Below are 13,186 nucleotides of genomic sequence, written 5' to 3'. Positions count from 1 at the left end.
GTCAGGCATCCGGAGCATCAAGATGTTCGATGAAGTGGATCGTCTGCGGACCCTCCCGGAACGCGGGATGGCTCAGCAAGCGGCGGTGCAGGGGCGCATTGCTCTGGATGCCGTCGATGCGCAGCGCCGCGAGGGCATCCATCATCCGGTCGATGGCCTCTGTTCGGTCGCGGCCAGAGGTGACGAGCTTGGCCACCATGCCGTCGTAGTAGGGTGGCACCTCGGCTCCGGGCTCGAGATGGGTTTCGACCCGGATGCCGTTTCCTGCCGGAGGAATGAAGTCGCGGACCCGGCCCGGCGTCGGCGCAAAGGTCTCGGGGTCCTCGGCGTTGATCCGGCACTCGACGGCGTGCCCGTGCAGGGCGATGTCTTCCTGGCGGAGGGTCAGCGTTTCCCCCGCCGCGATGCGCAGCTGCCATTGCACGATGTCGATCCCGGTGATCGCCTCGGTCACGCAATGCTCGACCTGCAGGCGGGTGTTCATCTCGATGAAGAACATCTCGCCATCCTGGTAAAGGAATTCGAAAGTCCCGGCCCCGGCATAACCGAGATCGCGGCAGGCGCGCAGGCAGGCTTCGGCGGTGGCGTCGATCAGGGCGCGGGAGACGCCCATGGCCGGAGCTTCCTCGATGACCTTCTGGTGACGACGCTGCATCGAGCAGTCACGTTCCCCGAGGTGCACGGCGTTGCCATGGGTGTCCGCGAGGACCTGGATCTCGACGTGGCGCGGCCGGTCGAGAAAGCGCTCCATGAACAGCGTGTCGTCACCGAAGGCGCTGCGCGCCTCGGCGCGCGTCGTCTTCAGCGCCGCCGCAAGATCGTCCGGCTGGCGCACTACGCGCATGCCGCGCCCGCCGCCGCCGTGGGCGGCCTTGACGATCACCGGATAGCCGATCCCCGCCGCCAACGTGCGGCAGGTGTCGATATCTTCCGGCAGCGGATCGTTGGTGCCGGGCACGCAGGGCACGCCCGCGTCGGTCATGACGTTGCGGGCGGCGATCTTGTCGCCCATCTTCGCGATGCACTCCGCCTGCGGACCGACGAAGGCAAGCCCGGATTCCACGCAGAGCGCAGCGAACTCGGGGTTTTCCGACAGCAGGCCATAGCCGGGATGGACCGCGTCGCAATCGCTTGCCAGGGCAGCGGCGATGATGCGCGGCATGTTCAGGTAGCTGTCCGCGGTGGCGGCCGGTCCGACGCAGACCGCGAGGTCGGCGGCGCGCACGAAGGAAGCCCCGGCATCGGCGGTGCTGTGGATCTGAACGGTCTCGATCCCGAGCGCGCGCGCGGCGCGCTGGATGCGCAGGGCGATCTCGCCGCGGTTGGCGATGAGAAGGCGCTTGATCATGCCGCGACCTCCCGGATCAGGAACAGCGGTTGCCCGGGGGCCACCATGTCTCCGGCGGCGACCAGCACCTCCGCGATCATGCCGTCGCGTTCGCTGTCAATGTTGGTCATCATCTTCATCGCTTCGATCACCGCGACCGTGGTCCCCGCGGCGATCTTGTCGCCGACGGCGACGAGGGCAGGCTCGCCCGGTGCCGCGGTCAGATGCACGATCCCGGCCACCGGGGCGACGACGGCATGCGTCGCGGTGTCTGCCGGTGTCGCCTGCACGGGGGCGGGCGGCTCGGCGCCTTCTGTCCGAAGAGTGTCACCTGCCGGGGTCGAGGCAGCCGGACCCGGCGCGAAGTTGACGTCGAGGCTCCAGTCGCCGCGCTGGATCCGGACGGCATCGAGCCCATGGGCCCTGCCGAGGCGCAGCAGGTCCTCGTACTCGGACAGGGTCAGGGGAACATTCCGGTGCGCCATATTACTTCGCGTAGGCCCCGGTATAAGTTCCCGCCTCGATCGAGGCGAGGATCTCGGCCTCCTTGCGGGCCTGGGCCTGCGTCGCGGCCAGTGTTGCAGGGGCCTCGTCGGGCCGGATCGCGACGATTCCGTCGGAGTCGCCGAGGATGATGTCGCCGGGGTGGACCAGCATCCCGCCGACCGTCACCGGCACGTTGATCGCGCCCGGGCCGTTCTTGTAGGGTCCGAGGTGAATGACATTGCGTGCGAAGACCGGGAAGTCGCCTCCGGCGATCTCGTCGATGTCGCGGATCGCGCCGTCGAGCACGAAGCCGGCCGCGCCGCGCTTGCGGGCGATGGCCACCATGATGCCGCCGATCAGTGCGCGATCCTCGTAGCCCGCACCGTCGACGACGATGACGTCGCCCGGCTGCACCAGATCGAGGGCGCGGTGGATGTAGGCGTTGTCGCCCGGTGCCGTCTTGACCGTCAGCGCGCGGCCGGCCATCGGCGCAGCCCCGTGGAACGGCCGCAGGCCGATCGCGCCGCGCAGGCGGTCAAGGTTGTCGCTGACGTTGGCGACGGCGCATTTGCCGAATTCCGCGATCAGCTCTAGGTCGGCCGGCTGCGCGGCGGCGAAGGATGTCGGGGTCATGCCTGGTCTGCCTTCTCGAGGGTCTGGGGCGCGGGCGTCAGCTGCGCCACCGCCGCGGCGATGGCCGCGACGCCAGCGCGGATGTTTTCGTTGGACGCGGCGAAGGACAGTCGCAGGAAACCCGGCGTGCCGTAGGAGGTTCCGTCCATGACCGCGACCGAGGCCTCGTCGAGCAGGTAGTCGACAAGCTCGATGTCGGTGGCGATGCTGCGTCCCGCGGGCGTCACCGTGCCGAGCAGGTCGCGAACGTCGGCGAAGACGTAGAAGGCGGCATCAGGCAGCGCGCAGGTGATCCCGGGCGCGGCGTTAAGCCCATCGACGATCAGCTTGCGGCGCTCGGTGTAGGCGGCCAGCATCTCGTCCACCGCGGGATGCTCGGTCTCCAGCGCGACGGTTGCCGCGGTCTGGGCGAAGGCGCAGGGGCAGCTCGTCGATTGGCTCAGAAGCTTGGTCACCGCCTTGATCACCTCGACCGGACCGGCGGCATAGCCGACGCGCCAGCCGGTCATGGCATAGGCCTTCGACATGCCGTTGACGACGACGCAGCGGTCCTTCAGCGCAGGGGCGATGGCGGTCGGAGTGATGGTCCGGTTGCACTCGTAGAAGATCTTCTCGTAGATCTCGTCGGTCAGCACCGCGACTTGCGGATGCCGCTCCAGCACCTCCACCAGCGCCAGCCATTCGCCCTTCGTGTAGACCGCGCCGGTCGGGTTCGACGGCGAGTTGACGATCAGCCAGCGGGTGCGCTCGGTGATTGCTGCTTCGAGGATCTCGGGGGTCAGCTTGAAGTTCACCTCCGGCCCACAGGTGGCGATCACCGGCACGCCACCGTTCAGCGAGACGATGTCCGGGTAGCTCACCCAGTAGGGCGTGGGAACGATAACCTCGTCGCCCTCGGACAGGGTCGCCGCGAGCACTTCGAAGATGAGCTGCTTGGCGCCGTTGCCGATCACGATCTCCGAGGGATCATAGGTCACGCCGTTCTCGACCTCGAGCTTGCGCGACACGGCCTGGCGTAGCGCGAGCTTGCCCTGTGCCGCGGTGTAGTGCGTATCGCCGGAGCGCATCGCCTTTTCCGCTGCGGCGATGATGTGCTCGGGCGTGTCGAAATCGGGTTCTCCGAGGCAGAAGTCGAGAATGGTCCGCCCGGCCGCCTCGAGCTCAAGCACGCGCTGCTTGGCCGCCATGCTGGGCGAGGGGCGCAACTTCTGCACCTTGGCGGAAATGGGGATCGGCATTGAAGAACCTCTTTGGTTTCAGTCGGTCGGGGGCTCTCCGAGGCAGTCGGAGGAGCGACGTTCAGGGGCCGCCGGGTGCAAGGGTCCGGCAGCGTTCGCCCCGTGCCTTAGGGCAAGGCTGGCCAGTCCCGTGCCCGAAGGCACGGGGGGAGGCGGGACGACGCGAGAGTGGATCAGCCGCCGGTCACCAGGTCGGGAACGACCGAGACGATGCCGGGGAAGATTGCGAGCACCAGCACGAAAACGAGCATGATGGTGAAGAAAGGCAGGGCAGCGCGGACGATCTCTCCGAGCGGCTTGCGGGTCAGCCCCTGCAGCACGAAGAGGTTCATCCCCACGGGCGGCGAGATCTGCGCGAGCTCCACCATCAGGATCAAGAAGATCCCGAACCACAGGCTGTCGTAGCCGGCGGCGGTGACCAGCGGCAGGACGATCGGAATGGTCATCACGATGATCGACATGCCCTCAAGGAAGCTGCCAAGGACGATGTAGATGACGATCAGCAGGACGATCAGCATCAGCGGCGACAGGTTGAGCCCGTTGACGAAGTCGGACACCGCACGCGGCATCCCTAGGAAGCCCATGGCCATCGAAAGGAAGGAGGCCGAGGCGATAATGAGTCCGAGCATCGAGACGGTGCGGGAGGTACCTATCGCAGCGTCGCGCAGTGCCCGCAGCGACAGCGAGCCTTCGAAGGCCATGATCACGACGGTGGCGAAGACCGCGAAGGCGGCGGCTTCGGTCGGACTCGCCAGGCCGCCATACATCGACCCAAGTACAGCCAGGATCAGCACGAGGAACGGCAGGAGCCGGGGTAGGCCGCCGAAGCGCAGCTTCCACAGGGCTTTGCGGTCGATGCTGTCGGTCCGGCCAACGATGCCGGGGGTCAGTTTCGCGCGCAACATGACGTAGCCGACGAAGCTGAGCGCGAGCAGGAGGCCGGGCAGGATGCCCGCGGCAAAGAGCTTCAGCACAGAGGTCTGGGACAGCACGCCGTAGACGATCATGATGATCGACGGCGGGATCAGGAAGCCCAGCGTCCCGGCCCCAGCGAGAGTGCCGATGACAAGGCGCTCATCATAGCCGCGCTTTTGCAGCTCGGGGATGGTGATGCGCCCAATGGAAGTGGTGGTCGCGGCCGAGGAGCCCGAGATCAGCGCAAAGAGCGCGCAGCCGAAGATGTTTGTGTGCAGCAGCCCTCCCGGAAGATCACGCAGCCAGGGCTCCAGTGCGCTGAACACGCCGTTGATGAACTTCGTGCGGAACAGCAGTTCCGCCATCAGGATGAACAGCGGCAGGGCGAGCAGCTCGGGCGAGGAGAGGCCGTTCCAGACGGATTGCGCCAGCAGCTTTTCGACCGGCATGTTGCGGAAGATTTCGAGGCTGAGAATGCCGATGCCGGACAGACCGAGCCCGACCCAGACTCCCGAGCCCAGGATGGCGAGAAGAATGACGAAGGGGACAAGAACAGATGCGGTCATTTCGGGTCAATCCATGATCGGGGCGGGGTCGTCCTCGCCGGTCGTGTCGAGCTCGAGCTCCTTGCCGAGAAGCAGGGCGAGCAGCCGCAGCGCGATCTGCAGTGTCAGCACCCCGCAGCCGAAGACCACGAAGGCGGCCGGGATGATGAGCGGCGTGTCGGTGGTGGTGCCGGTGGTCCGACCTGACCAGAGGTAGCCGAGCGCAAGCTGCGTCATGGCGCTGGTGAGGAAAAGGGCGATGGCGAGGCCGATGAGGCCACTGATCCATTCGAAGGCCCGCGGGATGAGGCCGCGCAGCAGCGTCACCCGGATGTGGCCGCCAGTACGCAACGTCCACCCGGCGCCGAGGAAAACTGCCGAGATATGGATGAATACGGAGTATTCCCACACGAAATGCAGGCTGATCCCGGCGAACTTGCGCAGAAAAATCTCTGCAACGATCAAGACGACGATGCAGCATATCGCCAGACCCGACAGCAGTGAAAGAGCGTAGGACAGGCGGTCGACGGTCTTGATCATGGTGGGGGTTCTCTCGGTTGTCGGATCGTCGCGGGCCGGGAGGGCCCGCGACAGGGTCGTGTCAGAAGGGGTCAGCGGGCCTTGAAGCCGTCGACAACGGCCGTGGCCTCGTCACCCAGTTCTTCGAGCACCGCCGCGCGCAGCGGTGCTGCCAGATCAGCCAGCTCGGCACGCAGTTCGTCCGAGATCGGCGCGAGGGTCATGCCGTTCTCGGCCAGGATGTCCATGTTGCGGGCATCCTCGTCCTGGGCGGCCTGCCAGAATTCGGGCTGGAGCTTGTCGGCGATCTCGGTGATCGCAGTCTGATCGGCTTCGTCCAGCGCGTTCCAGCTGTCGAGGTTGACCGTCACCGCGTTCAGGTTCCAGGTCTGCCGGGTCGGGTAGCCGTACTCAAGGAATTCCCAGAAGGAGCCGTCGACCGCGGAGGGCGAGGAGGTCGCCACCGAGTCGATGGCGCCGGCCGCCAGCGAGGGGATCACCTCGCCCCAGGGCAGCTGCACCGGGGTCATCCCGGCAGAGGCGAAGACATCGGTCGAGGAACGGTCATACGAGCGGATCTTGATCCCTTCGAGCGAGGCCAGATCGGTGACCTCGGTCTTGGTCCAGATCTGCTGCTGCGGCCAGGGCATCGTGTAGAGCAGCTTCTGGTTGTTGGCTTCCATGATAGCTTCGAGCTTTTCGTGGAAGAAGTCCTCGAATTCCGCGAGTTCCTCGAAGGAGGAGATGAAGTAAGGAAGCGATGTCAGGCCGAGCAGCGGCTCGTCGCCGACCTGCTGGTTGAGCAGCATGTCACCGATCGGCACGAGACCGTCACGGACCGCGCCCAGCATCTCCGGGCCCTTGAAGCCGAGGGCACCACCGGGGTGCAGCGTGATCTCGACCCGCCCTTCGGTGGCATCCTTCACGTCGTCGGCGAAGGTTCCGGCGGCTACCGAGATGTAGTTCTCGGCCGGCCATGCAAGCGGAAGGTCCCAGTTTTCGGCTGCCGCGGGGGCGGCTGCCAGAGTCGCGAGCATGAGGCTGCGGTAGAGCATGATTTTTCCCTGAAGTTTGTGTTTGTCTTTGCGATCGAGTGTGAAGGAAAAACTAAGGCGCGTTTTTCTTTAAAAAAAGAGAATATAATTTTTATCAAAACATTCCTAAAAGCGATGCTTTTGCCGTTCGTCGATCGCGAGAGGCGCTTGGACGTACGAAGGAATTCAATGTTTGCCCTAGCTTGGACGACCACTCGCGCCTCTCTAAACAGCCCCGCAACTCCTCCGTGTTCGACCCCGCAACAAGCGGTTTTCCTCCTCTAGATCACAGCTTCGTGGGCTGCCGTGATAGCTTAATGTGTCGGCGGGAATGGCCCTTCACCGATCTTGATACATATGCTGGGACTAGATTAAATGTAATGATTTTCGATGCTTAGAGAAATTGGTCGTCGAGAGCTACACCGCGGCTTGGGACGTCACCAAGTGTCCCAAGAGGGGACCAGCAAGTTCAGCGGCTGGCCGGAGCGGCGGTGAGGATCTGCACATTGCTACCGCCTGGCGCCGCCTCAGCTTCGAATAATCCGGCACAGGCCAGTCGAGCCCGGCCATCTCGAGCAGGCTTGCGATCAGGTCGACGATTTGGCGGAGCGGAAGGCCGAAGCGAACTTTCAAGGTGAGAAAGGTCTGATTGCACTGCCGGAGAAGATCTCCGGGTGCCCAAGCTTACCGCGTCTCTCCGCGTAGCAGATCATCTCCGGATCGAGCCAGACCGGCAGCGACCCACGTCGCCGCAGCGAAGCGTTGCAGCCAGACCGGTTCGTCGTACCGTATCGGGGCGGCATCGAACTTGGGCATCCGAGCGATCTAACCCTAAGGGTTCCGGAACTGAATCCCTTTCACCGATATGTGCAACAAGGCCATGGCTCCTGACCCTAGCTCGGGCGCATCGCGACATTGCGGGCATCGTGCTGGGAGCAAACGTACAGGGAGAAGATGTGTACTCGGCCCCCATCGAAAACCTTCGTTGACCAGCAGACCGCGTTGGCTCCCAGGCAGGTGGGCCCCACAGCGCTGGGTATGGCACGTATGCCAAACGCGAGTTATTCCGCGGATATGTTTTCAACAATTTTCGTGAACTCCGGCAAGTGGAAGGCACGGACCTCGGGTTGATAGGTCGCTGCGCGGACCTCGACGAGACAGCTGTGCGCCGTGCAGCCCTGGCTCAGCTCCGAGGCGGGCACATCGGCCGTGAGCACGTTCGGATTGCCATGGCGTTCCACGCCGGTCTCCGGATCGGGATCGAACCAGGCGCCGGTCGATAGGCGCACACAACGCGGGGCCACCGTCGGATCGATGCACAGCCCGGCGAGACACCGACCGCGGCTGTTGTGGATCTCGACGATCTGCCCATGCGAGAGTCCGCGCCGCGCCGCTTCTTCGGGATGCATCGCGGCCGCCTCGCGATCCTTGATCTTGCCGCCCCGGCTGTGCGGCGAGGCATCCAGCTGGCTGTGGAGCCGCCGTTCGGGCTGATCGGATATCAAGTGGAGGGGCGTCTCTGGGCCCGCGCTGCCAAGCCATTCCTTGGGGGCCAGCCAGGTCGCGTGGCCGTGGCAGTCAGGAAGGTCCATCGCATGGATGGTTTCGGAGAATATCTCGATGCGGCCCGAGGGGGTCGAGAGCGCATGGGTCTCTGGATCGGCGCGGAAATCCGACAGCATGATCCGCGTCTGCGGATCGCGGTCGGCAAGGTCGATCATCCCGAGGGCGACGAATGCGTCATATCCGGGCAGGTCGACGCCCTCCGCTGCCCAGCGAGGGCGCAGTTCGGCATAGAGGTGACGCAACCAATCCTCGGCACTGCGTCCTTCGGTAAAGGCTTCGCCCAGCCCCATGTGCTCCGAAATCCCAGCGAAGATGTCGTAATCACTCTTTGCCTCGGCTTCCGGCGGGCAGGCGGCGCGGGTTGCGAGCAGAAGGCCCTCGAGCGTGGCATAGCCGATGTCGTCCTTTTCATGGCTCATCGAGGCGGGCAGCACGATGTCGGCTCGGCGCGCGGTGGCTGTCCAGGCCTGCTCGTGCACGATGATCGTCTCGGGCTTTTGCCAGGCCTGCTCCAGCCGGGCGAGGTCCTGGTGGTGGTGGAAGGGGTTGCCGCCGGCCCAGTAGATTAGGCGGATGTCGGGATAGTTGTAGTTGCCGCCGTTGTAGCGGAACGCTGCGCCGGGGTTGAGCAGCATGTCCGAGATGCGCGCGACCGGAATGAAGGCCTTCACCGGGTTGCGGCCCTGCGGGAAGCTCGGCCCCTTGAGGGCCGCATGGGGGCTGCCCAGCATGTTCTCGGCGCCGTAGCCGACGCCGAAGCCGCCGCCGGGCAGGCCAATCTGGCCAAGCATGGCGGCGAGGGTCACGACCATCCAGAACGGCTGCTCGCCGTGCTGTGCACGCTGCAGGGCCCAGGCGATGTTGATCATCACGCGCTTGCCGATCATCCGCGACGCGAGGGCGAGGATCCGCTCCGCGGGCACGTCGCAGAGCGGCGCGGCCCAGGTGGCGTCCTTGGGGGTGCCATCGGTTGCGCCGGTCAGATAGGCCTCGAATTTCTCCCAGCCCGTGCAGTAGCGGGAAAGGAATTTCGGGTCATGCGCCCGCTGGCGATGCAGCTCGTGCGCCAGTGCGAGCATTAGGGCGGTGTCACCACCAGGCCGGACCGGGATCCAGTCGACCGGGGCGCCGGTCTCAAGGTTGGTCGAGATTGGCGAGACGTTCACGAAGTCGACCCCGGCCGCCGCCATCTGGCGCAGCCCCTCGCGCACCCGGTGCCGCCCGACCCCGGCCTGCGAAATCTGCGCATTCTTTGCCGGTACGCCGCCGAAGGTCAGAAAGAGGTCGCAATGCTGCGCCAGGTCGTCCCAGCTGTTGTGATTGGCCATCAGCCAGTTCATCGGGGCCACGATATGCGGGAGCAACACCCGCGCCGCCGCGAGAGAGTAGCTGTCGCGATGTGCGACATAGCCGCCGATCACATTGAGGAAGCGGTGGACCTGGCTCTGAGCGTGATGGAAGCGTCCGGCCGAGGCCCAGCCGTAAGAGCCACCGAAGATGGCTTCGTTGCCATAGTCCCGGCGGACCCTGTCCAACTCGTCGCCGACGAGGCGGAAGGCGGTCTCCCAGTCGACCTCGACAAAGGGTTCCCGGCCACGCAACTCGGGATGTGCGCCCGCGCCCTTTTCCAGCCAGCTCTTGCGCACGGCAGGGCGGCGGACGCGGGTGGCGGAGACCTCGGGCGAGAGCTGGTGCAATCCGATCGGGCTCGGATCAGGGTCGCCGGTCAGGGGCTTGAGGCGGGGTCCACGGGCCCCGTCGTGGATTTCATAGGTGCCCCAGTGAGACATGGTGTAGCGCATCGGAGCCTCCGGTCAGTAGCCGCGTTCGGGATCGACGCGGTTGAGCATGTCCTGACCGCCTGACAGCCAGCGATCGAGATTGGTCATGAGCTGCTCGGAAAACAGCTCATGGTCGTTGCCGCCGACCCACGAGATATGCGGGGTGATGGTCACACGCGGATCGGCGTAGAGCGGGTGACCGTCGGGCAGGGGCTCGGGGTCGGTGACGTCGAGCGTCGCGGCACCGACCTGGCCCGACGCAAGCGCTTGGAGCAGGGCGTCCTGATCGACAATCGCGCCGCGCGCGACATTGATCAGGTGCAGGCCCGGCTTGGCGGCGGCAAAGACCTCTTTGCCGATCATGCCCCGGGTCTCCGGCGTTGCGGGCGCGGCGATCACCAGATGGTCTGCCACGGCGGCGACCGCGGCCGGATCTTGGCGGGTGTCGATGCCCTCGGGGATCGAGGTCCAGGGGCCGCGGCGGGTGGCGACAATCTTGACGCCGAAGGCACGGGCGCGCAGCGCAACCGCCTGGCTGATCGCGCCGAAGCCGACAAGCCCCACCGTCTGACCCGCCAGCGCCGGGAGGCCGAAGGCGCCGTCGGCTTTGCTCCAGTTCCCATCCCGCACGGCGCGGGAGGCGAGGGGCTTGCGGTGCTGCAGGATCGCCGCGAGCACGTATTCGGCGATCGCTTGGGTGGTAAGGCCGCGACCGCAGGTGACGACCCGGCCGCTGAGCAGCTCCGGCGGATAGGCCTCGATCCCTGCCGAGAGGCTCTGGACCCAGCGCAGGCTACCCGGAAGATCGAGAGTTGTGGGGGCACCTTTCCAGAACCGCGGCGCGGTGACCAGCGCTTCGGTGCCCTCGGGCAGTTGCCAGGCAGGGTGATCCGCGCCGGGGGTGATCACCTCGGGCGCGGCGGGGTGCGCGGCGAGCTGCGCGCCCACCTCTGGCCCCAGGTGGTTGACGATGCGCAGGGTCATTGCGGAAAGGCGTAGGGCACGGAGTCGGTGAGGTTGAGCCAGACGGTCTTGGTCTGCAGATAGGCGTCGATCATCGCGGCGCCGCCTTCGCGCCCGATGCCCGACTCCTTGAAACCGCCAAAGGGGGCGGTCTGCGAGACACCCTTGTAGGCGTTGACCCAGACCGTGCCCGCCTTGATCCCGCGCGAGAGCACCATGGCGCGGCGGAGATCGCGGGTCCAGATTCCTGCGCCAAGCCCGAAGGGCGTGTCATTGGCGATCTCCAGCGCCTCCTCCTCGGTATCGAAGGGGATGACCGAGAGCACTGGGCCGAAAACCTCTTCCTGGGCGATGCGCATGTTGCTGCGCACGTCGGTAAATATGGTCGGGGCGACAAAAAGCGCAGGACCGCCGGCAGGATCGGGCACGGGGGCGCCGCCACAGAGCAACGTCGCGCCATCCTCCTTGGCCCAGGCGATGCATTGCTGGATGCGCTCGAACTGCGGACGGGTCGCGACCGGACCGATATCGGTCTCAGGGGACATCGGATCGCCAAGGCGGATCTTGCCGGCGAGCTGGGCCATGCGCGGCAGCATCTTGTCCAGCAGCGGGCGTTGGATCAGCGCGCGGGAGCCCGCCACGCAGCTCTGCCCGCCCGAGGCGAAGATGCCCGAGACGATACCCTTGATCGCCATGTCGATGTCGGCGTCCTCGAATACGATGTTCGGGGACTTGCCGCCGAGCTCCAGCGTGACCGGAACCAGCCGGTCCGACGCGGCACGGTAGACCGCCCGACCACCTGCTCCGCCGCCGGTGAAGGCAACCTTGGCGACGTCGGGGTGGGCGGTCAGCGCGGTGCCCACTTCCTGTCCGAGCCCGGTGACCACGTTGATCACCCCCGGCGGGAAACCGGCCTCGCTGGCCAGCTCGGCGTAGCGCAAGGCCGAGACCGAGGTGTATTCCGACGGTTTGACCACCGCCACGTTGCCCGCCGCCAGCGCCGGAGCGAGCTTCCAGGTCAGCAGCATCAGCGGCGAGTTCCAGGGTGTGATCATCGCGATGATGCCGAGCGGCTCTTTCAGCGTATGCGCCATGAAACCGGGCTTGTCGGTGGCCAGCGTCGCGCCCGCGATCTTGTCGGCGAGACCGGCGTAATAGATGAGCCAGTCGGCGATCTTCTTGACCTGCGGCAGCATTTCCGAAAGCGGTTTGCCATTGTCGGTGACCTCGATCCGGGCGAGCTCTTCGGCGTTCTCGACGATGAGCTCGGCAAAGCGCCGGAGCAGGGCGCCGCGTTGCGGTGCTGTCAGGCGGGACCACGCGCCGGTGGTGAAGGCAGCCTTGGCTGCGGCGACGGCGCGGTCGACATCCTCGGGGCCCGAGCGCGCGATCCGCGCCCAGGTCTTGGTTGTATAGGGGTTCTCGGTTTCCAGGTATTGCCCGGTGGTCGGCGCAAGCCGGGCGCCGTCGATGAAATTCGTATAGTCTTGCATGGGTCTTCCTCAGCCGCGGGCTTTTAGCGAGCGGCGTTCGATGGTGGTGATGAGCCGGACCAGCGGCCAGAGCAGCGCCAGATACATCAGAGCGGCCAGGATCAACGGCGTGGTGTTGAACATGTTGCCCTGCGCCACCCGCGCCATGCGCAGCAGTTCGGGCATGGTGACCACCGAAGCGATCGAGGTCAGCTTGATCGACTCCAGGACGTTCGACATCAGGTCGGGAAGTACGTTGCGGACCGCCTGCGGCAGCACCACCCAGCGCATGGTCTGCGCGGTGCCGAGCCCGGTGGCGCGCGCCGCCTCGACTTGTCCGCGCGGCACGCTCTCGATACCGGCGCGGACGACCTCGGCGAAGTAGGCCGAAGTGTTGAACACCAGCGCCAGGACCACCGCCTGCATCGAGGAGGTCTCGAAGCCGAGGAAGGGCAGGCCGTAGTAGATGAAGATCAGCAGCACCAGCGGCGGGAAGGCGCGGAAGAAGTCGATGTAGGTGACCAGCAACATATTAAGTGGGCGGATACGCAGATCCTGCAGGACCGAGATCACGATGCCGCCGAGTACCCCGAGCGGCACTACGATGAACGACAAGATCAGCGTGGTCTTCAGTCCGATCAGCAGCTGTGGCAGCACCGTCTTGGCGATTTCGACGTTGAGGAATTGGAACAGGAAGTTTTCCATCG

Annotated in this window: 11 protein-coding genes and 1 pseudogene; all 12 read right to left on the bottom strand. The window is 65.7% G+C overall.

All coding sequences use genetic code 11. The annotated features are described in order from the left end of the window. Position 1: 1 nt before the first annotated feature. Entirely contained in the window at positions 2-1,348 is a 1,347-nt protein-coding gene (locus BM397_RS21125) for an acetyl-CoA carboxylase biotin carboxylase subunit (protein ID WP_092428211.1), read from the bottom strand. After that, positions 1,345-1,812 carry an acetyl-CoA carboxylase biotin carboxyl carrier protein gene (locus BM397_RS21120; RefSeq protein ID WP_092428209.1) on the bottom strand — a complete coding sequence of 156 codons (468 nt, stop codon included), beginning with the start codon at positions 1,810-1,812 and terminating at the stop codon, positions 1,345-1,347. The genes BM397_RS21125 and BM397_RS21120 overlap by 4 nt, the downstream gene beginning before the upstream one ends. Position 1,813: 1 nt before the next feature. Then, a complete protein-coding gene (locus tag BM397_RS21115; protein WP_092428207.1) occupies positions 1,814-2,446 on the bottom strand; it encodes an RraA family protein in 633 nt (210 codons plus the stop codon). Beyond that, on the bottom strand, positions 2,443-3,684 hold the full coding sequence (locus BM397_RS21110; RefSeq protein ID WP_092428205.1) for a pyridoxal phosphate-dependent aminotransferase: 1,242 nt from the start codon (positions 3,682-3,684) through the stop codon (positions 2,443-2,445). The genes BM397_RS21115 and BM397_RS21110 overlap by 4 nt, the downstream gene beginning before the upstream one ends. A gap of 173 nt (positions 3,685-3,857) precedes the next feature. Next, a complete protein-coding gene (locus BM397_RS21105) occupies positions 3,858-5,165 on the bottom strand; it encodes a TRAP transporter large permease (RefSeq protein WP_092428203.1) in 1,308 nt (435 codons plus the stop codon). A gap of 6 nt (positions 5,166-5,171) precedes the next feature. Further along, on the bottom strand, positions 5,172-5,684 hold the full coding sequence (locus BM397_RS21100; protein ID WP_092428201.1) for a TRAP transporter small permease: 513 nt from the start codon (positions 5,682-5,684) through the stop codon (positions 5,172-5,174). A gap of 71 nt (positions 5,685-5,755) precedes the next feature. Then, positions 5,756-6,718: a TRAP transporter substrate-binding protein gene (locus BM397_RS21095; RefSeq protein ID WP_092428199.1), complete on the bottom strand. Its 963-nt coding sequence runs from the start codon at positions 6,716-6,718 to the stop codon at positions 5,756-5,758. Positions 6,719-7,149: 431 nt separating this feature from the next. Beyond that, a pseudogene (locus BM397_RS29770) lies at positions 7,150-7,500 on the bottom strand (transposase); the annotation flags it as partial. Between the two features lie 258 nt (positions 7,501-7,758). Next, on the bottom strand, positions 7,759-10,065 hold the full coding sequence (locus BM397_RS21085; protein ID WP_092428195.1) for a molybdopterin-dependent oxidoreductase: 2,307 nt from the start codon (positions 10,063-10,065) through the stop codon (positions 7,759-7,761). 12 nt (positions 10,066-10,077) lie between these two features. Next, on the bottom strand, positions 10,078-11,028 hold the full coding sequence (locus BM397_RS21080) for an NAD(P)-dependent oxidoreductase (RefSeq protein ID WP_092428193.1): 951 nt from the start codon (positions 11,026-11,028) through the stop codon (positions 10,078-10,080). Further along, positions 11,025-12,500: an aldehyde dehydrogenase gene (locus tag BM397_RS21075; RefSeq protein ID WP_092428191.1), complete on the bottom strand. Its 1,476-nt coding sequence runs from the start codon at positions 12,498-12,500 to the stop codon at positions 11,025-11,027. The genes BM397_RS21080 and BM397_RS21075 overlap by 4 nt, the downstream gene beginning before the upstream one ends. Positions 12,501-12,509: 9 nt before the next feature. After that, positions 12,510-13,184, bottom strand: coding sequence for an amino acid ABC transporter permease (locus BM397_RS21070; protein WP_092428189.1), 675 nt, complete (start codon positions 13,182-13,184; stop codon positions 12,510-12,512). Positions 13,185-13,186 lie beyond the last annotated feature (2 nt).

It is taken from the genome of Alloyangia pacifica, from assembly GCF_900116195.1.
GTDB lineage: Bacteria > Pseudomonadota > Alphaproteobacteria > Rhodobacterales > Rhodobacteraceae > Salipiger > Salipiger pacificus.
This window is presented reverse-complemented; position numbering and strand designations above follow the sequence as displayed.